Origin of the sequence: Curtobacterium sp. MCJR17_020, assembly GCF_003234365.2 — a bacterium.
Classification (GTDB): Bacteria; Actinomycetota; Actinomycetes; order Actinomycetales; family Microbacteriaceae; genus Curtobacterium.
Window position 1 is genome coordinate 3,493,501 of sequence record NZ_CP126260.1, and the last position, 22,514, is coordinate 3,516,014.

25 protein-coding genes, 1 tRNA gene and 1 riboswitch are annotated in these 22,514 nt (G+C 71.8%); of the genes, 17 read left to right on the forward strand and 9 right to left on the reverse strand.

The genetic code is table 11. The features are described 5' to 3' along the window. Positions 1-26 precede the first annotated feature (26 nt). From DEJ14_RS16625 to DEJ14_RS16635, 3 genes are all read left to right on the forward strand, one after another. A tRNA-Lys gene (locus tag DEJ14_RS16625) sits at positions 27-99 on the forward strand. A 172-nt stretch (positions 100-271) separates the two neighbouring features. Continuing rightward, positions 272-1,021, forward strand: a complete 750-nt coding sequence (locus tag DEJ14_RS16630; RefSeq protein WP_181437523.1) for an SGNH/GDSL hydrolase family protein — start codon at positions 272-274, stop codon at positions 1,019-1,021. A 163-nt stretch (positions 1,022-1,184) separates the two neighbouring features. Next, positions 1,185-1,505 (forward strand): hypothetical protein, encoded by a 321-nt coding sequence (locus DEJ14_RS16635; RefSeq protein WP_111085292.1) that lies wholly within the window; start codon positions 1,185-1,187, stop codon positions 1,503-1,505. Positions 1,506-1,579: 74 nt separating this feature from the next. Here the strand turns inward: DEJ14_RS16635 and DEJ14_RS16640 are convergent, their stop codons facing one another. After that, positions 1,580-2,512 carry an aldose 1-epimerase family protein gene (locus DEJ14_RS16640; protein WP_111085294.1) on the reverse strand — a complete coding sequence of 311 codons (933 nt, stop codon included), beginning with the start codon at positions 2,510-2,512 and terminating at the stop codon, positions 1,580-1,582. Next, positions 2,509-3,354 (reverse strand): DeoR/GlpR family DNA-binding transcription regulator, encoded by an 846-nt coding sequence (locus tag DEJ14_RS16645; protein ID WP_181437524.1) that lies wholly within the window; start codon positions 3,352-3,354, stop codon positions 2,509-2,511. Before DEJ14_RS16645 ends, DEJ14_RS16640 begins: the two co-directional genes overlap by 4 nt. Before the next feature lie 64 nt (positions 3,355-3,418). On the opposite strand from DEJ14_RS16645, the gene galT reads away from it, so the two are divergent. Further along, positions 3,419-4,516: a galactose-1-phosphate uridylyltransferase gene (galT, locus tag DEJ14_RS16650; RefSeq protein ID WP_111085296.1), complete on the forward strand. Its 1,098-nt coding sequence runs from the start codon at positions 3,419-3,421 to the stop codon at positions 4,514-4,516. Then, entirely contained in the window at positions 4,513-5,649 is a 1,137-nt protein-coding gene (gene galK, locus DEJ14_RS16655; RefSeq protein ID WP_111085298.1) for a galactokinase, read from the forward strand. The genes galT and galK overlap by 4 nt, the downstream gene beginning before the upstream one ends. 120 nt (positions 5,650-5,769) lie before the next feature. Here galK and DEJ14_RS16660 read toward each other — a convergent pair whose 3' ends face one another. The 3 genes from DEJ14_RS16660 to glyA form a co-directional block, all read right to left on the reverse strand. Then, positions 5,770-6,273 (reverse strand): hypothetical protein, encoded by a 504-nt coding sequence (locus DEJ14_RS16660; RefSeq protein ID WP_111085300.1) that lies wholly within the window; start codon positions 6,271-6,273, stop codon positions 5,770-5,772. Positions 6,274-6,411: 138 nt separating this feature from the next. Then, positions 6,412-7,347, reverse strand: a complete 936-nt coding sequence (locus tag DEJ14_RS16665) for a bifunctional 5,10-methylenetetrahydrofolate dehydrogenase/5,10-methenyltetrahydrofolate cyclohydrolase (RefSeq protein ID WP_502868774.1) — start codon at positions 7,345-7,347, stop codon at positions 6,412-6,414. Next, the gene (gene glyA, locus DEJ14_RS16670) at positions 7,344-8,648 is read right to left on the reverse strand and encodes a serine hydroxymethyltransferase (protein ID WP_410004013.1); all 1,305 of its coding nucleotides are present in this window, start codon (positions 8,646-8,648) and stop codon (positions 7,344-7,346) included. Before glyA ends, DEJ14_RS16665 begins: the two co-directional genes overlap by 4 nt. 54 nt (positions 8,649-8,702) lie before the next feature. After that, positions 8,703-8,788, reverse strand: a riboswitch (ZMP/ZTP riboswitch). A 37-nt stretch (positions 8,789-8,825) separates the two neighbouring features. Between glyA and clpS the strand changes: the two genes are divergently transcribed. Genes clpS through DEJ14_RS16685 form a run of 3 tightly spaced genes read left to right on the forward strand, consistent with a single transcriptional unit; the run spans position 8,826 to position 10,527 of the window. Further along, entirely contained in the window at positions 8,826-9,131 is a 306-nt protein-coding gene (gene clpS, locus DEJ14_RS16675; protein ID WP_111085304.1) for an ATP-dependent Clp protease adapter ClpS, read from the forward strand. After that, positions 9,128-9,604 (forward strand): DUF2017 family protein, encoded by a 477-nt coding sequence (locus DEJ14_RS16680; protein WP_111085305.1) that lies wholly within the window; start codon positions 9,128-9,130, stop codon positions 9,602-9,604. The genes clpS and DEJ14_RS16680 overlap by 4 nt, the downstream gene beginning before the upstream one ends. Then, positions 9,601-10,527 carry a GNAT family N-acetyltransferase gene (locus tag DEJ14_RS16685; RefSeq protein ID WP_111085307.1) on the forward strand — a complete coding sequence of 309 codons (927 nt, stop codon included), beginning with the start codon at positions 9,601-9,603 and terminating at the stop codon, positions 10,525-10,527. Before DEJ14_RS16680 ends, DEJ14_RS16685 begins: the two co-directional genes overlap by 4 nt. 7 nt (positions 10,528-10,534) lie before the next feature. Here DEJ14_RS16685 and DEJ14_RS16690 read toward each other — a convergent pair whose 3' ends face one another. Beyond that, positions 10,535-11,407 carry an NAD(P)H-binding protein gene (locus DEJ14_RS16690; RefSeq protein WP_181437525.1) on the reverse strand — a complete coding sequence of 291 codons (873 nt, stop codon included), beginning with the start codon at positions 11,405-11,407 and terminating at the stop codon, positions 10,535-10,537. Between the two features lie 61 nt (positions 11,408-11,468). Between DEJ14_RS16690 and DEJ14_RS16695 the strand changes: the two genes are divergently transcribed. The 6 genes from DEJ14_RS16695 (at position 11,469) to nagA (ending at position 16,321) form a co-directional block, all read left to right on the forward strand. Further along, a complete protein-coding gene (locus tag DEJ14_RS16695) occupies positions 11,469-11,927 on the forward strand; it encodes a MarR family winged helix-turn-helix transcriptional regulator (RefSeq protein WP_111085358.1) in 459 nt (152 codons plus the stop codon). A gap of 54 nt (positions 11,928-11,981) precedes the next feature. Further along, complete coding sequence (locus DEJ14_RS16700) at positions 11,982-12,416, forward strand: MarR family winged helix-turn-helix transcriptional regulator (protein ID WP_111085310.1); 435 nt, start codon at positions 11,982-11,984, stop codon at positions 12,414-12,416. Between the two features lie 92 nt (positions 12,417-12,508). Then, entirely contained in the window at positions 12,509-13,831 is a 1,323-nt protein-coding gene (locus tag DEJ14_RS16705; protein ID WP_220036423.1) for an MFS transporter, read from the forward strand. A gap of 50 nt (positions 13,832-13,881) precedes the next feature. Next, a complete protein-coding gene (gene purU, locus DEJ14_RS16710) occupies positions 13,882-14,742 on the forward strand; it encodes a formyltetrahydrofolate deformylase (RefSeq protein WP_111085312.1) in 861 nt (286 codons plus the stop codon). 8 nt (positions 14,743-14,750) lie between these two features. Continuing rightward, a complete protein-coding gene (locus DEJ14_RS16715; protein ID WP_111085314.1) occupies positions 14,751-15,158 on the forward strand; it encodes a YrdB family protein in 408 nt (135 codons plus the stop codon). Continuing rightward, positions 15,155-16,321 carry an N-acetylglucosamine-6-phosphate deacetylase gene (gene nagA, locus DEJ14_RS16720; protein WP_111085315.1) on the forward strand — a complete coding sequence of 389 codons (1,167 nt, stop codon included), beginning with the start codon at positions 15,155-15,157 and terminating at the stop codon, positions 16,319-16,321. Before DEJ14_RS16715 ends, nagA begins: the two co-directional genes overlap by 4 nt. Before the next feature lie 5 nt (positions 16,322-16,326). Here nagA and DEJ14_RS16725 read toward each other — a convergent pair whose 3' ends face one another. Next, positions 16,327-16,629: a hypothetical protein gene (locus DEJ14_RS16725; RefSeq protein WP_111085316.1), complete on the reverse strand. Its 303-nt coding sequence runs from the start codon at positions 16,627-16,629 to the stop codon at positions 16,327-16,329. 297 nt (positions 16,630-16,926) lie between these two features. On the opposite strand from DEJ14_RS16725, the gene DEJ14_RS16730 reads away from it, so the two are divergent. Further along, on the forward strand, positions 16,927-17,394 hold the full coding sequence (locus DEJ14_RS16730; RefSeq protein WP_111085317.1) for a DUF3592 domain-containing protein: 468 nt from the start codon (positions 16,927-16,929) through the stop codon (positions 17,392-17,394). A 42-nt stretch (positions 17,395-17,436) separates the two neighbouring features. On the opposite strand, the gene DEJ14_RS16735 is transcribed toward DEJ14_RS16730, so the two are convergent. Continuing rightward, a complete protein-coding gene (locus DEJ14_RS16735; RefSeq protein WP_258373266.1) occupies positions 17,437-19,911 on the reverse strand; it encodes a GH92 family glycosyl hydrolase in 2,475 nt (824 codons plus the stop codon). 127 nt (positions 19,912-20,038) lie between these two features. Here DEJ14_RS16735 and DEJ14_RS16740 point away from each other — a divergent pair, with 127 nt between their 5' ends. Next, positions 20,039-20,929 carry an alpha/beta hydrolase family protein gene (locus DEJ14_RS16740; RefSeq protein WP_111085319.1) on the forward strand — a complete coding sequence of 297 codons (891 nt, stop codon included), beginning with the start codon at positions 20,039-20,041 and terminating at the stop codon, positions 20,927-20,929. Positions 20,930-20,937: 8 nt separating this feature from the next. Here DEJ14_RS16740 and DEJ14_RS16745 read toward each other — a convergent pair whose 3' ends face one another. Next, entirely contained in the window at positions 20,938-21,834 is an 897-nt protein-coding gene (locus DEJ14_RS16745) for an SDR family NAD(P)-dependent oxidoreductase (RefSeq protein ID WP_111085320.1), read from the reverse strand. Positions 21,835-21,911: 77 nt separating this feature from the next. On the opposite strand from DEJ14_RS16745, the gene DEJ14_RS16750 reads away from it, so the two are divergent. Further along, positions 21,912-22,484, forward strand: coding sequence for a TetR/AcrR family transcriptional regulator (locus tag DEJ14_RS16750; RefSeq protein ID WP_111085321.1), 573 nt, complete (start codon positions 21,912-21,914; stop codon positions 22,482-22,484). Positions 22,485-22,514: the final 30 nt, after the last annotated feature.

Sequence of the window (22,514 nt, forward strand, 5' to 3'; positions counted from 1 at the left end):
CCCTCACCCGCTAGCCTTGCGGGTGAGGGCCTCTAGCTCAGTTGGTAGAGCACCGGACTTTTAATCCGAGGGTCGTGGGTTCGAGCCCCACGGGGCCCACACTCTCCTGAACGCCGACTTTTCATCCGAGGGTCGTGGGTTCGAGCCCCACGGGGCCCACACTCTCCTGAACGCCGGCTTTTCATCCGAGGGTCGTGGGTTCGAGCCCCACGGGGCCCACACACCCTTCCCTTCGGCGGCTGTCCGGACTGCGTTGTCTAAGATGTGGCGGATGGCACGACGACTCCTCCCCGGCATCGCGCTCGGAGCTATGGCTCTCGGCGTGAGCGGGCTGCTCGTCATCCTGCCGACCGTGTCGAGTGCCTGCCAGCCCGTCACGACGTCGTCGAGCGTCTCCTCCGCCGAGGTCACCGACGCGATCGCCCCCGGCTCGCGTGTGCTCATCGTCGGCGACTCGTACACCTCCGGCCGCGGTTCGACCAGCGGCATCGACGGGTGGGCGCAGGACCTCGCGGCCGACCGGGACTGGAAGGCCACCATCGACGGCTACCCAGGGACGGGCTACGTCGACACCGGCCGCACCGGCTCCTCGCACTACACGTTCGGCCCGCGCCTCGAACGGCACGCCGCGACCGTCGATCCCGAGCTCGTCATCGTGCAGGGCAGCCAGAACGACTGGCTCGTCGACGCGTCGGTCCTGCAGGCCCGCGTCGAGAAGACCCTCCGCGACGCCGAACAGACCTGGCCGGACGCCGTCGTCGTCGCGCTCGGACCGTCGGCGCCGCTGCCGTGGGCGAAGTCGACCGTCGGGGTCGCCGCCTCGGTCTCCGCGGGGGCGGCGGCAGCGGGCGTGCCGTACATCGACGCGCTCGCCGGGCAGTGGTTCACCGCGGCGAACAGCCCGGGCTACGCGGCGATCGACGGCGGACACCTCAACGACGCCGGCTACCAGTACCTGGCGGACCGGGTCTCGGACTCCCTCGACGCCCTCGCTGCGTCCGACGACGAACGCTGCGCCTGACCACATGCCGGGGTACAAGTCGTCCCCAGCTGGCTCATGGCAGATCCCCTGCACACATCAGCCTGCGCACAGCCGACTGTTGGGCTGCCGCCGATAGTGTCGTTCCCGGATCCGATCACCGGATCCTGCAGCACCGCACCACCACGAACGAACGGGGTACACCGTGATCGAGCCCATCGAAGCCACGCAGACCAGCAGCACCGGGGACGCGCGCCGCATCGTCGAGCTCGCCGCAGCGACCAACACGACGATGAGCAACGAGCTCCTGCTCGACACGCTCCGTCGCAACGCGCAGGTCACGACCCGGCACATCCGCAAGGACTTCATCGAGGTCGCGACGGCCACCGCGGTGCTCGGCTACGTGTGCCGACAGCGCAAGGACTTCATCGCCCTGCGCGGAGACGATCCGGCCTGGGCGCACGAGGTCGGCCGCTACGCCAGCGAGTCGCTCGCGGTCGAGGCACTCCGCATGCGCCGCGGCTGACCCGCAGCTCCCCACCACGTACTGAGCAGGCCCCGCCGGACATCCGGCGGGGCCTTCTCAGTGCACGAAGGCGATCAGGACCAGACGCGGCGGATGCCCCAGGAACCCGTCCAGGTCTCGTCGGGCTCGAGCCACCGCAGGCCCTCGCCGGAGTTCAGGGCGTTGGCCGGTGCGGTCATCGGCTCGACCGCCACGGCCAGACCCTTCCCGTCGCCGCGGGGGTACTCCCGCGAGGTGAACACCTGCACGTACGGGAACGAGGCGTCCTGCCAGAGCTGCACGCCGTCACCCTCGGGGCCGTGCAGCGTCGTGTGACGGACCCCGTCGGCGTCCGGGGTGATGTCGGAGTACGCGGTGTCGAGATCCGCGTCACCGGCACGCAGTCCCCGTCGCAGGTCGAACGGCGTGCCCTCCACCGACACGGACCCGTTCGGCACCTTCTGCTCGTCGACGGTGAAGGCGGTGGCGGCGTCGAGCGTGACGACGAGGTCGTCGGCCGGGGTGTCACCGGCACGCAGGTACGGGTGCGCCCCCACGGCGAAGGGTGCGCGAGCTCCGGAACGGTTCGTGATCTCGTGCGTCACCCGGATGCCGTCGTCGACGAGCTCGTGGTGCACGCGGGTCTCGAGGGTGAACGGCCAGCCGTGCTGCGGGTGGATCGTGGCTTCCTGCACGATCCCCGTCTCGGTCTGCGACACCACGCGGTACGGCGCGAAGCGGAGCAGGCCGTGCGACGCGTTGCCGTACTTCGGCTCCGAGATGTCCAGCTGCTGCCGCTTGCCGTCGAGCTCCCAGACCCCGCCGGCGACGCGGTTCGGCCACGGTACGAGCACGATGCCGTTGGCACCGGGCGGCTGCTCGGTGACGGGGAACGGCTCGGTCAGGTCGAAGCCGGCGACGCGGAGTTCTCGGATGCCGGCGGCGACCTCGGTCACGACGGCCTCGACGACGCCGTCCGGTCCGGCGTGGTGCAGGCGGTACTGGCCACCGGTGGGTGCTGCGGTCATGGGGTGTGGTTCCTTCCGGCTGTGTCCTCGCCGTCCGCGACGACGACCTCGACGCCGGCCGCCCGGATCGTGGCGACCGCGTCCGCCTCGGCCTCGGCGGTGACGACGACGTCGATGTCCTCGAGCGCGCGGACGACCCCGATGTGGGCCCGGCCGAACTTCGACCCGTCCGCGACCACGACCGTACGCCGAGCCGTGGCCGCGAGCACCCGCTTGGCCTCGGTCTCGGGCAGGTTGACGTTGGTCAGACCGTGCGCGACGTCCACACCCGTGCCACCGAGGAACACGATGTCAGCGGCGATCACCGGCAACAGGGTGTTGTTGAACGGTGCGACGAGCGAGTGCTGGAGCGGTCGGAGGGTGCCGCCGGTGACGATCACGGTGAACCGCGGCACGGCACGCTCGAGGGCCAGTGCGGTCGTGAGCGAGTTCGTGACGACGGTGACGTCGGACAGCTCCGTGCGGGCGACGAGCGCCTCGGCGACCGCGGCCGGGGTGGTGCCGACGTCGAGCACGACGCACTCGCCGGAACGCACGAGCGCTGCGGCCGCACGGCCGATGGCAGCCTTGGCCACCTGGTGCTCGACGGCGGTCTCCTCGAAGGGGCGCTCGGTGGACCCGGCCCCGAGGCGGACCGCTCCGCCGTGCACCCGCCGGATCCGGGCCTCCTGGTCGAGAACCGCGAGGTCCTGCCGGACCGTCACCTCACTCGTGCCGAGCGACGCGGCCAGCGCGGCGGTCCGGACCATGCCGGGTGCGCCCTCGACGATGGAGACGATGCGGTCCTGCCGCAGCGGCGCAGGCAGCGATCCGGCCAGGAAGGAGAGGTCGTCGTCGGTCACGGCTCTAGTTTCGCTTGCTTCCGAAGTCTTTCGCAACGCTTCGGATCGGCGCTAGGCTGTTCCGGTGATCACCAAGCGCGTGACGAAGCTCGCGGACGGCCGCGACCTGTTCTACTTCGACGATGCGGACAGCACCCTGCCCGCGGAGCGTGCCATCGACGAGCGTGCGCTCGACCCTCGGCCCGAGACCGCGCGGATGCGCCAGGACGTCCTGACCGGCGAGTGGGTCTCCATCGCCGCGAGCCGGCAGAACCGTGCGTTCCTGCCGCCAGCCGACCAGGACCCGCTCGCGCCGCAGTCACCGCAGAACCCGTCCGAGATCCCGAGCACGTACGACGTCGCCGTGTTCGAGAACCGCTCGCCGTCGTTCGGCCCCGCGCTCGCGGCGGACGACGCTCCGTCGTCGCTCGACTCGCTCAGCGACGTCGGCCTGAACCGGCAGCTGCGCAGCGTCGGCCGGTGCGAGGTCGTGTGCTTCTCGCCCGCGACCGAGGGGTCCTTCGCGTCGATCTCCGAGTCGCGTGCCCGCACCGTGGTCGAGGCCTGGGCGGACCGCACCGCCGCGCTCTCCGCCATGCCCGGCATCCAGCAGGTGTTCCCGTTCGAGAACCGCGGCGAAGCGATCGGCGTCACGCTGCACCACCCGCACGGGCAGATCTACTCGTACCCGTACATCACGCCCCGCACACAGCGTCTGCTCGACTCCATCGAGCGCTTCGGACCGGACCTGTTCGAGCAGCACCTGGCGAACGAGCGGGCCTCGGACCGGGTCGTGCTGCAGGGCGAGCACTTCACGGCGTTCGTGCCGTTCGCCGCACGCTGGCCCGTCGAGATCCACATGCTGCCGCACCGCCACGTCCCCGACTTCGCCGGCCTGACCGAAGCCGAGAAGGACGAGCTGGCCCACATGCACCTGCGCCTGACGCGGGGCATCGACAAGCTCTACGACGACCCGACCCCGTACATCGCCGCGTGGCACCAGGCGCCGGTGCACGTCGGGCGGGACACCGTGCGGCTCATGCTGCAGATCACGTCGCCGCGTCGGGCGGCGGACAAGTTGAAGTTCCTGGCCGGCAGCGAAGCCGCCATGGGCGCCTGGATCGGGGACCTCGTGCCCGAGAAGGCAGCCGAGTTCATCCGACAGGGAATCGAGCGAGCATGACGTTCCAGCAGGTCTACGGGTACGAACCGGCGGTGCGGTACTCCGCCCCCGGCCGGGTCAACCTGATCGGTGAGCACACCGACTACAACGACGGGTACGTCCTGCCGTTCGCGATCGACCGGCGCACCACCGCGTCGATCGCCCCGCGGCCGGACCGTCTGCTGCGCGTCTCGTCCGCGTTCGACGCCGGCACCGTGCTCGAGCTGTCGCTCGACGACCTCGACCCGTCGAACATGACCGGCTGGTCGGCGTACGTCTTCGGTATCGCCTGGGCCCTCCGCGAGCAGGCCGGCGCGGACCTGTCCGACAAGACCGGGTTCGACGTCTTCATCGAGTCCGACGTCCCCGTCGGCGCGGGCCTGTCCTCCAGCGCAGCGATCGAGTGCGGCGTCGCGCTCGCCTTCAACGACCTGTGGGAGCTCGGCCTCGACCGCAAGACCCTGGCGCGCGTCGGCCAGTACTCCGAGAACCACGCCGTCGGCGCACCCACGGGGATCATGGACCAGTCCGCCTCCCTGCTCGGCGAGCAGGACGCCGTCGTGTTCCTGGACTGCCGCACGCTCGACACCGCCGTGGTCGACCTGGCGCTCGAGGCGAACGGGCTCGAGGTCCTGGTCATCGACACCCGGGTCGAGCACGCACACGCCACCGGTGGGTACGCGGCTCGTCGGGCCTCGTGCGAGAAGGGTGCGCAGGTGCTCGGAGTCGAGGCCCTGCGCGACGTGAGCGTCGACGACCTGCCCCGTGCGCAGGAGCTGCTCGACGACGAGACCTTCCGCCGCGTGCGCCACGTCGTGACCGAGGACCAGCGTGTCCTCGACACCGTCCGGACGCTGCGCGAACAGGGCCCGCGGGCGATCGGTTCGCTGCTCGTCGCGTCGCACGAGTCGATGCGCGACGACTTCGAGATCTCCGTGCCGGAACTCGACCTGGCCGTCGCGACCGCCGTCGAGCACGGTGCGGTCGGTGCGCGGATGACCGGTGGCGGGTTCGGTGGTGCGGCGATCGCGCTGGTCGACCGGGGATCGCGTGGTGCGATCACCGAGGCCGTCACCGCCGCCTTCGCAGCCGCCGGGTACCGCGAGCCGAACGTCTTCACGGTGCACGCCGCGCAGGGCGCCCGCCGCGACTGAGCCCCTCGAGTCTCGGGCCAGTACGCGCGAGACTCGGGCTGGGCGACGGTTCTCGCGGTGCCGCCCTCGAGAACGGTCGCTCACCGCGAGACTCGGGGCAGCGCGGCCGAGACTCGGGGGTCAGCGCGTCATGTGACTCGTGGTGACGGTGACGCCGCCCCACGGGAAGCCGTGGGGGTGCAGCACCTCGTGCTGCACCTGGTCCGTCACGACGTGGCCCTGCCACACGCTGTAGACCAGGAACCCGGCGATGATGCACACCGGAACCGCCAGGTACGCCGAGTACCGGACGATGTCGCCGAGGGTGCGGTGCCCGTACCGCGCGAGCGTCGGCGGCAGGACGATCCCGACGACGACCACGAGCAGCAACAGTGCGAGTGCGGCCGGCGCGACGTGCGCTTCGACCTGCACCGTGACCGGCGCGGTCTCGAGGACCTTGCCGCCGTTGTCGATCCAGTTGTCGTCTGCGTCGACCCCGCCGTAGCCCGACGACGTGCTCCAGAGCACCAGGTTCGGGGACAGCACCAGTGCGACGATCCCGACGAGTGCGAGTCCCCACGCACGCGGACGCAGCTTCCTGCCGGTGGCCGCCATCACGGGCGCGGTCTGGACGTTCTCCCCCATGCGGTGACCGTAGCACCGGGGTCGAGACTCGCACCAGCAGTGGCACGTCTCGGGGTGAGCGACACTTCTCGCCGCGCCGGTCCCGAGAAGTGTCGCTCAGCCCGAGTCTCGGGGCAGCGCAGCGCAACGCCACGCGCGCTACTTCAGGTGGCGCTCCGCGGCCTCGACCACGTTCTTCATGAGCATCGCGCGCGTCATCGGGCCGACGCCGCCGGGCACCGGCGACATGAACCCAGCGACGGACGCGACGGCGGGGTCGACGTCGCCGTGCAGCTTGGCCTTCCCCGTCTCGTCGTTCACCACGCGGGTGATGCCCACGTCGATCACGGCCGCGCCGGGCTGCACCCAGTCCGGCTTGACGAGCCCGGCGACCCCGGCGGCCGCGATGACGATGTCGGCGCGACGGCACTCCGCTGCGACGTCCGCCGTCAGGGAGTGGGTCAGGGTGGCGGTCGCCTCGAGGCGGGTGAGCAGCAGACCGAGCGGCCGGCCGACCGTCAGGCCCTGCCCGATGATCGTGACGTGCGCGCCGCGGATCGGGATGTCGTACGCCTCGAGCATCGCGACGATGCCCCGCGGGGTGCAGGGCAGGGGCGCGTCGATCGTGCCGGCACCACCGGGCACGGCGAGCACGAGCTCACCGAGGTTCGTCGGGTGCAGGCCGTCGGCGTCCTTCGACGGGTCCATCAGCTCGAGCATGGGCGTCGGGTCGATGCCCTCCGGCAGCGGCAGCTGCACGATGAACGCGGTGACCCGGGGGTCGTCGTTCATCTGCAGGATCGCTGCTCGGATGTCCGCAGCACTCGCGGACGACGGCAGGTCGATGCGGTGCGAGTCGAGCCCGATCTGCGCCGAGTCGCGGTGCTTGCCCGCGACGTAGGACAGGGAACCGGGGTTCTCACCGACGAGGATCGTGCCGAGCCCCGGACGGATGCCGTGCTCGTGCAGCCGATCGATCCGGACCCGCAGTTCGTCGAGGGTCCGGGCGGCGAGGGCAGTGCCGTCGATGCGGACGGCAGTGCCCTCACCAGCCCAGAGCTCGCGCGGGAGCGCAGCAGCCACAGAACCGCTCACGCGTACAGCGGGAACGCGTCGGTCAGGGTCTTCACCCGGGCCGAGAGCGCTGCGATGTCCGGGTTCGGCATGAGGGTCAGCGCGATGATGTCCGCGACCTCGGTGAACTCGGCGTCGCCGAAGCCACGCGTGGCGAGCGCCGACGTGCCGATGCGGACACCCGAGGTGACCATCGGCGGACGCGGGTCGAAGGGCACGGAGTTGCGGTTCACGGTGATGCCGACCTCGTGCAGCAGGTCTTCGGCCTGCTTGCCGTCGACCTCGGAGGTGCGCAGGTCGACCAGCACCAGGTGCACGTCGGTGCCGCCGGTGAGCACGTCGATGCCGGCCGCGCGGGCGTCCGGCTGCGTGAGTCGATCCGCGAGCAAGCGGGCACCGCGGATGGTGCGCTCCTGGCGGGCCTTGAACTCCGGGGTGCCGGCGAGCAGGAACGCGGTGGCCTTGGCGGCGATCACGTGCATGAGCGGGCCGCCCTGCTGACCCGGGAAGACCGCGGAGTTCAGCTTCTTGAACAGGGTCTCGTCGTTGGACAGGATGATGCCCGAGCGGGGGCCGCCGAGGGTCTTGTGCACGGTCGACGAGACGACGTGGGCGTGCGGGACCGGGGACGGGTGCAGACCGGCGGCGACGAGGCCGGCGAAGTGCGCCATGTCGACCCAGAGCTTCGCGCCGACCTCGTCCGCGATCTCGCGGAACTTCGCGAAGTCGAGCTGCCGCGGGTAGGCGGACCAGCCGGCGATGAGGACCTTCGGCTGGTGCTCGATGGCCTTGGCGCGGATGTCGTCGTAGTCGACCTCGAACGTCTCGGGGTCGACGCCGTACGCCACGGCGTTGTAGATGCGGCCGGAGAAGTTGAGCTTCATGCCGTGGGTCAGGTGGCCGCCGTGCGCGAGCTCGAGGCCGAGGATCGTGTCACCGGCGCTGGCGATGGCGTGCAGGACCGCGGCGTTGGCCGTGGCGCCCGAGTGCGGCTGCACGTTCGCGTAAGAAGCCCCGAAGAGCGCCTTGGCACGGTCGATGGCGAGCTGCTCGGCGACGTCGACGTACTCGCAGCCGCCGTAGTAGCGCTTGCCCGGGTAGCCCTCGGCGTACTTGTTGGTGAGGACGGAGCCCTGGGACTCGAGCACGGCGCGCGGCACGAAGTTCTCGGACGCGATCATCTCGAGGGTGTCGCGCTGACGGCCGAGCTCCTGCTGCAGGACGGCGGCGATCTCGGGGTCGACCTCGGTGAGCGGGGCGTTGAAGGCTGCGCGGTCGGTGTCGACGGAGCCGTCGACGGCGGGCAGATCGGTGATGGACACGGTTCTCCTACGTGGGTTGGCGACGACCGGTGAGGTCGCGCACGGACGATCGGTCGGTGCAGCCCAGGCGTACGGCCGCGCACCGTGTCAGGTGTCGCTCCCCGATGGTGACCCATCCAACGCCAGTCGCGACGTGACGATCGTACCGAGCCGCTCGCCCTGTGTCACCCTGGATGCATGACGCTGACCTCGCCCGACGTGGACGAACGGACCACCCCGGACGAACGCACCAGTACGCGCGCGGACACCCCGTGGGTCACCGTCGTGTGGGACGACCCGGTGAACCTGATGTCGTACGTCACCTACGTCTTCCAGCGGCACTTCGGCTTCGGACGCGAGCAGGCGGAGCGTCTCATGCACCAGGTGGACACCGAGGGTCGGGCCACCGTGGCGACGGGTCCGCGCGAGGCGATGGAGGCCCACGTCCAGTCGATGCACGGCTACGGCCTGCAGGCGACCGTCGACAAGGCCCCCGAAGCGTGATCCCCTTCGTCCGCCGGGCCGACGGCATCCACCTCGGCATGTCCTCCGGCGAGCGCGGGCTGCTCACGTCCCTGACCGAGCAGCTGCGCCAGGTGCTCGACGGCGATCTGTCGGTGGACCCGATCACCGAGCGGATGTTCCCGGACGCCTACCCGCACGACGACGACGCCAGCGCGGAGTTCCGGAGGTACACGCAGTCCGACCTGCTGGCGCAGAAGACCACGAACGCGACGACCGTGCACGAGTGGCTGACGGGGGCCCGCGACGGCGCCCTCGACCCCGAGGACGAGCAGGCCTGGCTCCGCACCCTGACCGACCTTCGGCTGACGATCGCCGACCGCCTCGGGATCGTCGACGCCGACGACGAGGAGCGTTCGGTCGAGGCCGACGCGGGCGTCGGCCTGCGCGACGTCTACGACTGGCTCGGCTACGTGCAGGAGCACCTGATCACGACGATGACCGACCCGCGGTGACGGTCGCCTTCCGCGCGACCACCGAGGACGACCGGGAGGCCCTGCTCGCGTTCTCGACGTCGGAACCGGTCGCGTGGATCGGTCCGGACCGGTATAGCGCCGAGTCGGGTACGGACAACTACCGCCCGGGGTGGTCGTGGCTGGCCGTGCGCGACGGACGCCCGGTGGCACGAGCGCTCTGGTGGGGCGCGGCGGACGCCGCGGCGCCGTCGACCCTCGACGACCTGCTGGTGGCTCCGGAGGTGACCGAGGACGAGCGGGTGGCGATCGCCGCCGGGCTGATCACGGCGGGGACCGCTGCGTTCGGGGCGCGACCGGAGTGGATCGTCGACGTCGCGGTGGACTGGCACGACGATCCCGAGGCCGTCGCCGCGGTGTCGTGGCGCACGGCGGCCGCTCGGTCGGCGGGGCTCGGACGGTCGACGGAGCGGGTGAGTGTGGCGTGGACGCCGGACCGCGGGATGCCGGTGCCGTCCTCGCTCCGCTTCCGGGCCGGTGACGACGACGAGTTCGTGGACCTGTTCGCTCGTGTCTCCGTCGGGAGCCTCGACGCCCACACCGTGGCATCGGTGGACGAACTCGGCCCGCGGGGCGCCGCCGCCGACGACCTCGAGTTCTACCGCTCGCTGCCGGGGTCGCGCGACGGCTGGCGGATCGCGCTCGACCCGGACGGCCTGGTGGTCGGGTTCGTCCTGGCGACGCGGACGGCGTACGACGCGGCGATCAGCTTCATCGGCGTGCTGCCGCAGCACCGTGGGCGTGGCGTGGTCGACGGGCTGCTCGCCGAGGGGCTGCGCGTGCACGCCGAGGCCGGCGAGCCGAAGGTGGTCGGCACGACGGACGCGGCGAACACCCCGATGCGCCGCGCGTTCGAACGAGCCGGCTTCGTGGTGACGAGGCGCCGCATCGTCTTCGAACACTGAGCCTGCGTCACCCGAGCAGGTCGTCGCGGTGCGCCCGCGCCCAGTCGGCCAGGCCCCGGGGCGCTGCACCCGTGATCCGCAGCACGTCGTCGCTCATCACGTCCACGCCGTCGAGGCCGTGTCGCACCACCCGGCCGAACTGCTGCCGGAGTCCCTCGGCCTGCCACGCCGGCACGCCGCTCAGTCGCAGCACGCCGGCGTACACCCGGCTCGGCAGGTGGAGTGCCCGCAGCGGACGCCCGAGGCCGGCGGCGAGCGCGGCGGCGACCCCGCGAGCGTCGAGCAGGTCCGGGCCGGTGAGCACGGGCTCGGTACCGTCGTGGCCGTCGCTCGTCAGCACACGCGCAGCCGACCGGGCGATGTCCTCGGTGTCGATCCAGCCGATCACGCCACGCCCCGCCGTGTGCGGGAACCACCCGCGGCGGATCGCGGGCGCCGACGGGATCACGTTCGTCATGAACGACGACGGGTGCAGGATCGTCCACGCCAGACCACTGTCGCGTACCGAGCGGTCGGTGTGCCAGGCAGCGCTGGCCCACGGCATCGGCGAGTGCTCGGCAGCGTCCCCGCCGGACAGGTGCACGATGCGGCGGACGCCAGCTCGTTGCGCCGCTCGGACCCCGACTGCGCCCTGCTCCGCCTGCTGCGGGCTGACCGGGGTGACGAGGAAGAACCGGACGACCCCGTCGAGCGCGGCGGTCAGGGCGGCCGCGTCGTCGAGGTCGGCGCGGCGCGCGTCGATCCCCCGGGCACGGAGCGCCGTGACCTGCTCCGGTCGGCGGACGACCGCGCGCACCGGAACGCCCATCCGCCGGAGTTCGTCCAGCGTCTTGCCACCGACGTCTCCGGTCACCCCGGTCACCGCCACGATCTCGCTCATGCGCACTCCTCCGTCAGTATCAGCTTTCTGATACCCGACCCTACGCCGGTACGATCGGCTCGTGCCCCAGGAACCCGCAGCTCCACGCGCCGACGTCGACGGGATCGTGGCGTGGACGGTGATCCGCGCGGCCCGGACGCTCTCACGGAGACTGGCGGTCGACCTGGCACCACTCGGACTCACGCCCGTCGAGTTCGGGGTGCTCATCCAGCTCGCCGCCGCGGGCGAGCTCAGCCAGGCCGACCTCGCCCGCGCCGTCGGCGTGCGACCGCAGAGCATGACGACGCTCGTCGGCGGATTGTCGACGCGGGGACTCGTCGAGCGGGGCGCCGCGCCGGGCCGGGGGCGGGCCTCCCGGATGCACCTGACGCCGGAAGGCGACGCGCTGCTGGCGCGCGCCCATCCCGTGGTGTCCGCGAGCAACGCGTGGTTCGGGCACCTCGGCGACCAGGTCAACGAGGCACTGCACCCACTGCTCGGGCCGGAGGACCTGAGTGACGACAGCGCAGCCGTGCCCTGACGCAGATCAGAAGGAAGACTTGCAAGTTGCCCTGATGAGGCGTAGCGTCCGAGCGTGACCGACGCACCCGAGACCGACGCGACCGACCTCGCCGACGCCGTCCTCACGATGCACGGCCGACTCCGACGGTCGCTGCTCGCCTCGAAGGCCGACGAGGTCACCGCGTCGCAGACCGCCGCACTCGGCCGGTTGCTGCGGTACGGCCCCGCCACCGTGGCCGACCTCGCGCGCGCCGAGGGCGTCCGACCGCAGTCGATGGGCGCGACCGTGCAGGCCCTCGTCGACCTCGGCCTCGCCGAGCGCCAGGCGGACCCGACCGACGGGCGTCGGTCGATCATCAGCGCGACCGACGCCGGTGCCGCAGCGCGACAGGCCACCTGGGCCACCCGGAACCGTGAGCTCGCCGATCGGCTGGCCACGCTGTCCGAAGCGGACCGCCGCGTCGTCGCACGCGCGATGGCGGTGCTCGGGCCGATCGTCGACCCCTGAACCGAGAGAGAAGCCACACCACGTCCACCACCGCCCCCCAGCCCACGATCGACGACACCACCAGCGGCTTCGGCCCGAAGCTCCTCATCCCGGTGCTCGTCGGACCGCTGCTCAACCCGATCAACACCACGATGGTGTCCGTCGCCCTCACACCGATCTCCCGCGACCTGGGGATCGGTGCGGCGCAGGCGATCTGGCTCGTCGCCGCCCTGTACCTGGCGAGTGCGATCGCGCAGCCGACGATGGGCAAGCTCGCCGACCGGTTCGGCCCGAAGAAGGTGTTCCTGACCGGGCTCGTGATCGTCGGCGTCGCCGGGGTGGTGCCCGAGTTCCTGACCGGCTTCGGCGGCGCGGTGTTCGCCCGCGTGCTCATCGGCATCGGGACCTCGTCCGCGTACCCGGCGGCCCTCACCACCCTGCGGCAGCACTCGGCACGGATCGGGAAGCCGACCCCGCCGCTCGTGCTCGGAGCGCTGTCGATCACCTCGCTCGTGTCCGCCGCGGCCGGGCCGCCCCTCGGCGGCGCGCTCATCGCCGCGTTCGGTTGGCACGCGATCTTCCTGGTGAACGTGCCCCTGGCGGCGTTCGGCATCGTCGTGGCGTCGATGTGGCTGCCGTCCGACCGCCTCCGTCCCCGTGACGACGAGGCCCTGCCCGTCCTGCAGGCGCTCGACCCGTTCGGCATGCTGCTCATGACGGGCACGGTCTCCGCGCTGCTCGTGTTCCTGCTCGACCTGTCCGCGGGGCTGTGGTGGCTGCTCGCGGTGGCGGTCGTCCTGCTCGTCGCCCTGGTGCTGTGGGAGCTGCGCGCGGTCCGACCGTTCGTGGACGTCCGGATGCTCGCGCAGAACGGCGCCCTGTCGCGCACCTACGTCCGGCTCTTCCTGACCTACCTGCTCGCGTACACGATGACCTACGGGTTCTCGCAGTGGGTGCAGGACGTCGCCGGGTACTCGAGCGACGTCGCCGGGTACATCCAGCTGCCGGCCGCGATCGTGGCCGGGATCGCGTCGTTCGTCGTCGCGCGGAAGACCGCCGTGCGCGGACCCCTGATCGTCGCGGCCGTGGTGCCGATCGTCGGCGGGGCGCTCCTGCTCTTCCTGCACACCGGGTCGCCGGTCGTGCTGCTCGCGCTGGCGCCGGCGCTGTTCGGCGTCCCGCAGGCGCTGGCGTCGGTGTCGAACCAGGCGGCGCTGTACCGGCTCGTGCCCGCGGCGTACATCGGCACCGCGGCCGGGCTGTCCCGCACGGCGGTGTACATCGGGGCGATCGGGGCCTCGTCGCTCATCGGTGGTGTGTTCGGCCAGGCCCCGACCACCCCGGACCTGCACGTGCTGGCGTGGGTGATCCTCGGCGTCGCGGTGCTCCTGACGGTCCTGACCCTGGCCGATCGGCGCCTCCGCGCCGACCGCTGACGTCGGGCAGCCCGCACCGGCTGCATCGCCGCGCCCGGTACCCTGATCCGGTGACCGACCCGACCCCCACGCACTGGACCCTGACGCTCGTCTGCGACGACCAGCCCGGGATCGTGCACGCCGTCTCCGGAGCGGTCGTCGCCGCCAACGGCAACATCACCGAGTCGCAGCAGTTCTCGAGCGTCGACACGAACACGTTCTTCATGCGCCTGCAGGTCATGGCGCCGGTGGACCGCGCGACCTTCGAGGCGGCACTCGCCCCCGTCGCCGCCCGGTACGACGCCCGCGTCCAGCTCGACGTCGTCGGTCGCCCGCTGCGCACCCTCGTCCTCGTGTCGAAGGCCGGGCACTGCCTCAACGACCTGCTCTACCGCCAGCGCGGTGGGCAGCTGCCGATCGAGGTCCCCCTCGTGCTGTCCAACCACCCGGACCTGTCCGAGCTCGCGTCGTTCTACTCGGTGCCGTTCGAGCACCGGCCCGTCACCGAGGCGGACAGCAAGGCGGCTATGGAGCGCCGTGTCCTCGAAGCGGTCGAGGAGCACGACATCGAACTCGTCGTCCTCGCCCGCTACATGCAGATCCTGTCGCCGGAGCTCTGCGCGGCGCTCGAGGGCCGTGCGGTCAACATCCACCACTCGTTCCTGCCCGGTTTCAAGGGCGCGAACCCCTACCGCCAGGCGCACGCCCGCGGCGTGAAGCTCATCGGCGCGACGGCTCACTTCGTCACGAGCGACCTCGACGAGGGCCCGATCATCGAGCAGAACGTCGTGCGCGTCGACCACACGAAGGACCCCGCCGAGCTGGTCTCCATCGGTCAGGACGAAGAGTCCCGCACCCTCACCCAGGCAGTGCGCTGGATCGCCGAGGACCGCGTCCTGCTCGACGGCGCCCGCACCATCATCTTCAAGTAGGCAGCACCATGACGAACGCCCCGCAGTCCCCCGTCGACTGGGAAGCAGTCCCCGGCCCGTCCCCCGCCGGCAGGCAGCGACGGCCGTTCGACGCCTGGCGCGTGCTCCGCATCCTGGTCTGCACGTTCGGCCTGCTCTCGCTGGCGTTCTGGGGCTACTGGTCGTGGCAGCTCCCCCTGCCCGGCTACCTGTTCATGATCGGTGCCCCGCTGTTCGCGGCCGTCGTCTGGTACTTCTTCCGTTCGCCGGCCTCGCCGATCGAGACCGACATCGTCGGCAAGACGATCGTCGAGGTCGCCCTGGTCATCGCCGCAGGCGCGACGTGGATCTCCATCGGCCTGCCGATCGTGGGCTTCGTCTTCATCGTGATCGCCGCCCTGAGCGGCGTGGTCGCGTTCCGCAGGGAGACCGCATGACCGCCACGGGCCTCCAGGCCGGCCGGGAGGCCCAGCGCACCCTGGTGCGCGCATCCCGCGTCGTCGACGCGGCCGGGTCCACGGCGGACGGCTGGGTCCTGCTCACCGGTGACGTCGTGCACGCGGTCGGCTCCGGCCCCGAAGCACCCACGGCGGACCAGGTCGTCGACCTGGGCGACGCGGTCCTGACGCCCGGGTTCATCGACCTGCACGGGCACGGCGGGGCCACCGAGTCGTACGAGGACGACTCCTTCGCCGAGTCGCTGGCCGTCCACCGTGCGCACGGCACGACCCGCTCGGTCCTGTCCCTCGTCGCGAACCCGGTCCCCGCCCTCGCGCAGTCGCTCGCGCGGATCCGTTCCGTGATGGCGACCGACCCACTGGTGCTCGGCGTGCACCTGGAGGGGCCGTTCCTGTCCCCGCACAACAAGGGCGCCCACAACGAGTCGTTCCTCATCGAGCCGTCACCCGCAGCGGTCGACGCACTGCTCGAGGCCGGTGAGGGCGTCATCCGCCAGGTCACCATCGCGCCCGAGCTGCCGGGCGCGCTCGACGCCGTCCGCCGGTTCGTCGCCGCCGGGGTCACCGTCGCCGTCGGCCACACCGTCGGCACCTACGACCAGGCCCGTGCCGCGTTCGACGCCGGTGCGACGCTGCTGACCCACGCGTTCAACGCGATGCCGGGGCTGCACCACCGTGCACCGGGGCCGATCGGTGCCGCCGTGGCCGACGACCGGGTGACGCTCGAGCTCATCCTCGACGCCGTGCACGTGCACCCCGTCGTCGCGGACACACTGCTCCGGGCTGCCCCGGGCCGGGTCGCGCTCATCACCGATGCCATGGGTGCTGCTGGAGCGGCCGACGGGTCCTACCGGCTGGGGTCGCTCGACGTCATCGTGACGGACGGTGTGGCGCACGTCGCCGGCACCGACACCATCGCGGGGTCGACGTTGACGCAGGACGTGGCGTTGCGGAACGCGGTCTCGCTCGCCGGACGGACGCTGCCCGAGGCGGTCGCGGCGCTGACGAGCGTGCCGGCCGGGGCGCTGGGGCTCGGCGACCGGCTGGGGCGGCTCGCGCCGGGGTCCGCGGCCGACCTCGTGGCGCTGTCTCCGGCGCTCGAGGTGCAGCGGGTGTGGGGCGGCGGGCGCGAGCTGCGCTGACCCGGTCAGCGCCGGGCGAGCGCTCCCGCGACGAGCCGGAGCAGCAGGGCGACCGCGCCGACCACGGCGACGGCGCACCCGATGACGACGACGATCACGAGTCGGGCGAGGGCATGCGCCTCGGTCTCGTCCTCGCGGACGCCGAGGTACGACGCGCCCACGAACACGAAGACCGCCGCGACGAGCAGCAGCACGCCGATCCAGGTCGTGGCGCGGAGCGCGGCCGGTGCTGGTACCCGGTTCCGCTCGTCCGGCGACGCTGGTCGGGCCTTGGCGCCCTCGGTCTCCCAGTCGGCGAGTTCGGTCATCGTGGTCCCCTCTGTCGGGTCGATCGTAGGGCCTGCACGTCAGGACCAGATCCGTCCGGCCATCGTGCTGGCTGTTCCGTCGACGCTCTCTGAGCGATCGGTGGGCGCCGTACCCTGGTTCCCGTGGCAGGGGGAAGCACGAAGGCACAGCCGGACCAGCGCAGACGACGACCGCGGAAGCGTCGCCCTCGCGAGCCACTGACGAGGGCCCGGTTCTGGCGAGGCCTCCGGACGTACGCACGCGACACTTGGTCACGCTGGTTCACGATCATCGGCGGCCTCGCCATCCTGCTGACGGTGTTCCATCTGCCCGGCGACGTGTCCTCACTCCGGCAGAACACCGACCTCCAGCAGCGCGGCCGAACGGCGCAAGCGGTCGTCGTCGAGGTCAGGCACGAGCACCACAGCGGATACCGGGGCGGCTCCTGGGACGAGTACTGGCCGGTGACCGAGCAGACCGTCGACGGCGACGTGTTCACGGCTTCGCTGCGCCGGTACTCCACGCGTGATCCCGACGTCTACGAGCGTGGGAGCCGCATCGAGGTGCTCTACGATCCGGACCACCACTGGACGGTCGCACTCGCAGGAGCTGATGCTCGCGCCGCCCTGGAGCGACAGGTGCGGAGCGGGATCAGGGTCGGAGCGGTCGGCCTCGCCCTCGTGGCCGTCGGCCTGCCGGTCGACCTGCGCCGCGCGCGACGGAAGCGTCGGCGCGCGGAGACCGCGCGGCTGCTCGGCACCGCGCGGCGCAGACCCAGCCGCTGACCGCACCACCAGAGGGCGAGACCCCGATGTGTCCGGCCCGACTCAGCGGTCGATCGGGCGACCCCGAGCGCCGCTCGCCCACGTCGTGTTCGCCGTGTCCCCGACCCGGAGCGAAAGTGTGCCGCCACGGTTCACGAACGACGCCGGCACCCACGACTTCTCGAGGGTTCGCCCGTTCAACCGAGCACCGTGCACGTAGGGCGCCGTGCCGGAGGACCGCACGACGATCCGCTCCCCGCTCGACCGCCGGATGTCGACCGTGCTGAACGTGGGGCTCCCGATGAGCATCTCCGCCCGCCCCGGCGTCTGCGGGAACAACCCGATCGACGCGAACACGTACCAGGCGCTCATCGTGCCCAGGTCGTCGTTGCCCGGCAGCCCGCTCGGCCCGGTCGTGTAGGCGTCGTCGACGACCCGGCGCACGGTCTCCTGCGTCTTCCACGGCTTGCCGAGCGCGTTGTACATCCACGGCGTGTGGATGTCGGGCTCGTTGGTCGGGTCGAACCTCGTGGCGTCGCCGCCGGTCACCGCGAACGCACCAGTGCTGTCGTGGAAGAACGCGTCGAGTCGCGCGACCGCCGCGTCGTCGCCACCGAGCGCGGCCGACAGCCCCTGCACGTCCTGCGGCACGAGCCACGTGTACTGCGCGCTCGTCCCCTGCGCGAACCCGGTTCCGGTCGAGGGCGACCAGTCGGGCATCCACGATCCATCCGCCTGGCGAGCGGCCTGGTAGCCGACGGCCGCGTTGAACGTGTTCTTCCAGTAGGTCCCGCGCTCCGCGAACATCCGGGCGTCCGAGCGCAGCCCGAGGGAACCCGCCCAGTAGCCGAGCGCACTGTCGGAGATCGAGTCCTCGAGCGTCTCGGCAGCGCCGCCCCAGCACGAGCAGTCGTCGTTCGCGGCGTACTGGCGCTGCAGGTACTCGTCGAGCGCCGGGCGTTGCGCCAGGCACTGGCCCGGGCACCCGATGTCGCTCTCGGCGTCGGCGTTCTCGACGGTCGCCTGGTGCTTCAGCGAGGCGTAGGCGGCTCGCACGTCGAAGTTCCGGACCCCCATCGCGTACCAGGTGGCGAGCGTCGCGGCCGAGGGGTCACCCGTCATCACGTGCGTCGGCGCCCCGAGGTGGAGCCAGCGGTCCCACACCCCACCGTTCTGCTGGGCGAACCGCAGCATCGACTGCGCCATGTCCCCGGCGACGTCCGGCCGCAGCAGTGCGAGCAGTTGGATCTGCGCCCGGTACTGGTCCCACCCGGAGTACGTGCCGTAGACGGCCCGGTGCCCTCGGTCCATGCGGTGCACCCGCTGGTCCGGCCCCAGGTAGCGGCCGTCGCGGTCGTTCAACGTGTTCGGCTGCATGAGCGCGTGGTACACGGACGTGTACAGCTGGGTGGTGCGGTCCGCGGTGCCGCCTCCGACGCGTAGACGCGACAGTTCGCGGTTCCAGGAGGCCCGTGTGCCGGCCGCCACGCTGGCGACGGTCGAGCGCTGGGTCACCTCGCCGTCGCGGTTCGCGATCGCTCCTGCGAGACTCACGTACGAGATGCCGATCTTCGCGTGCACCGTCGCACCGCGACGCGCGTCGAACCCGACCCACGCGCCGGAGCCGCGTCCGGCACGGTCGGCGCCGGTCAGGTAGCCCTCCCCACCGGAGGAGGACGTGCCTCCCGGTCGGACCGTGCCGTCCTGCCAGGTGCCGGTGCTCGTGAAGGCCTTGTCGAAGGTGGCCGTGAAGAAGAGACGATAGTAGCTGCGCCGGTCGGGGTTGGTGGCACCGCCGCCGTTCGCGCGGCGGCTGCAGAAGCCGCCGGTCAGGACGCTGCCGCTGACGGTGCGGGTGCGGGCGTCGACGCGGGTGGTCGCGGCCTCGCTGCCGTTGATCGAGTTCGAGGTGCGGAAGAGCAGGTTCGCTGCCTTCCCAGCGGGGAAGGCGAACTCGCCGACGCCCGCGCGGGTGGTGACGGCGAGGTCGGTGCGGACGCCGTTGTCGAGCGCGACGCCGTAGCGCCCGGGGCTCGCGGACTCGTCGTCGTGCGAGTAGCCGGCGGCGTAGACCGCGTCGGTGCTGTCGGCCGACGGCGACGTCGTGATCGGGGTCGTGACCGGCATGATCGGCACGTCACCGGCGGCTCCCGGCGCGCAGCCGGCTCCGTTCAGGTGCGTCAGGCTGAAGCCGCGCAGCCGGTTCACGTCGTACGAGTAGCCGTTCGCGACCGGCGTCGAGGTCTGGTCGCCCGCGGTGCCCGTGGGGCTCCACTGGAGCATGCCGAACGGTGCGGTCGCGCCGGGCCAGGTGTTGCCGTCGCCGCTCGTGCCGATGAACGGGTCGACGTACCGAGCCGGGTCGGAGACAGTCCGCCCCGCCTGCGTCGCCTGCCCTGACGGCGAGGCGACGGCCGGCGCGGCGACGACCCCCGTCCCGAGCAGCGCGGCGATCGTGGCCACCGCGGCGAGCGGGATCGGGCGGGCGAGCGCGAGCGGGCGGACGAGCGGGCGACGGTGCACGCGAGAACGGTTCACGTCGGTGACGCTAGCCCCCTCGGACGGGGGACGTGCGGTCCGTCACCGAGCGCTTTCCTGCTGTTCACCACAGTCGACGTGTTCGGGACTCACCGGCAGGTCCCATCGCCGCTGGTAGCGTCCGGGCATGGTGTCGACGACCGACGAACCGGCCCGAGAACGTGTGCGAGAACTGCTCGGGCTGCCGTCCCCTGGCGAACTCCGTCCGGTCGCAGTCCGTCTGGAACCGCTCGGTCGCGACGGGTCGGTCCAGTGGGCACGCATCGAGCTGGACACCGCCGACGGCGACACCATCCCGTGCTTTGTCCTGACACCGGACCACGGCACCGGAACAGACGTCATCGCCGTCCACCAGCACGCGGGCGACTTCGCCTCCGGGAAGAGCGAGGCCGCCGGACGAGTCGGGGACCCGAGCCTCGCGTACGGCGTGATGCTCGCTCGCGGCGGAGCACGCGTGGTCATCCCCGATCTGATCGGTTTCGAGGAACGCCGACGCGACTGGACGGACGACCCGGCGGCCGACGAACGTCTCGACGCGCTCTTCCGTGTGGCGAACGGCAGCAGCTTGCAGGCGAAGCACTCGCACGACATCGCCACGGTGACGTCCTGGATGATCGAGACGAGCGCCGCAGACACCGAATTCGGCGTCATCGGGCACTCCCTCGGCGGTCAGGTGGCACTCTTCGCACTCGCCGTGGACGCCCGGTTCACGCGGGGCGTGGTGAGCTGCGGACTCGGGACGCTGGCCTCGTTCGAGGCCGCTCGGATCCACCACAACCCAGCGTGGTTCGTCCCGGGACTGACCGCCGCCGGCGACGTCCCCCTGGTCGCGTCTGCCGTCCGTCAACCGGTGCTCGTCACGGCGGGACGGGACGACGGACTGTTCCCCCTCGCCGGCGTGCAGCGCGTCCTCGGCGCGTTCCGTCCAGGCGTCGCGAAGACCGAGTTGTTCGACGGCGGCCACGCGATGCCGCCGCGCGTCGCGCAAGCGGCAGTCCGGCACCTCCTGTCCACGTGAACTGATGATCAGGCTCCGGCGCGCACCGCGACCTGGTCCACGAACGCCCGGACCCGCGCGCGGAACGCCGGGTCCGCCGCCGGGCCCTTCACCGGCACGACGTGCAGTCGCCGGTCACCTCGACGGAGGGCCGGTCCGACGAACACCCCCTCGGTGACGTCCGGGGCGGTGGCGGCCCAGAGGGTCGAGCGAGCGCCGTCCGCAGCGGTCCGGGACAGGCTGCGTGCGACCATGCCGCCGAGGCGCTGCGTCAGGGTCTCCGCCTGGTCGTTCATCCCCGTCGCCGCGATGCCTGGGTGCGCGATCACCGACCGGATGTCCGAACCGGTAGCACGGAGTCGTTCACCGAGGTCGACGCTCAGCGCCGCGGCCGCGGTCTTGGAGTCGGTGTACACACCGAACTGCGAGTAGTCGTCCGGACCGTCGACCCCGCCGGGACCGGGCACGCGGCGGGTGCGCTGCGACAGGTTCGAGCCGACGAGCACGATGCGGGGCGACGGCCCGCCGAGCAGCGGGAGCATCGCCTCGGCGAGCGCGGCCGGCCCGACGACGTTCGTCGCCCAGGTGCGCTCGATGCCCTCGTCGGTGCGCCCGAACGTGCCGATCGTCGCACCGGCGTTGTTGACGAGGGCATCCACGACGATGCCGTCCTCGGCGAGCTGCCGGGCGAACGCCGTGACGGAGGCGACGGACGCGGTGTCGACGAGCCGCGCCTCCAGGTCGAGACCCACGGGGAGGACGCGAGCCGCCTTGTCGAGGTCACGCACGCCGGCGACGACGCGGGCGCCGGCCGACGCGAGGGTCGTGGCGACGACGAGGCCGAGTCCACCGGTCGCGCCGGTGACCACCACGGTCCTGCCGTGCTGGTCGGGCATCGCTGCCGGTTCCCACTCGAAGCTGTCCATCGTCGTCTCCTGCTCGCTCGCCGTACCAAATCGGATGATTCATCCGGAACGCTAGCACAACCGGATAGAGTGTCCACATGACGATCGCGATGGCCCGACCCGAGGCACTGCGCTCCGATGCCCAGCGCAACCGGACGGCTCTGCTCGACGTCGCCCGCACCTTCGTCGACCGGGGCGAACCGGCCCTGCTCAACGCCGTCGCGCACGAGGCCGGAGTGGGGGTCGGGACCGCCTACCGGCACTTCCCGAGCCAGCAGCACCTGCTCGAAGCGCTCGCGATCGACGCGCTCGAGGACATGCTCGACCAGGTTCGCGACGCCGTCGTGCTGCCGGACGCAGCCGATGCGCTCCGCGGGGTCGTCACGGCCGCGTTCCGGAGCATGGTGGACAACGCAGCCCTCGGCGACCTGCTGACGAACGGCGGGTTCTCCTGCGCGGACACCGCAGCCCTCGCCGGCGACCTGGTCGTGTCCGTCGACGCGCTGCTCGCGCGGGGACGCACCGAGGGGATCGTCCGGACGGACGTCGACGCCGACGACCTCCGCCGACTGCTGTGCGGGCTGCGCGAGGCGGCCATCGCCGGCGGCACCCGGGTCAGCGATCCGGAGCGCTACGTCGAGATCCTGCTCGCCGGGCTCCGTCCAGCCTGAGGGCCGGCACTGCCACGAACCGGCGGGCAC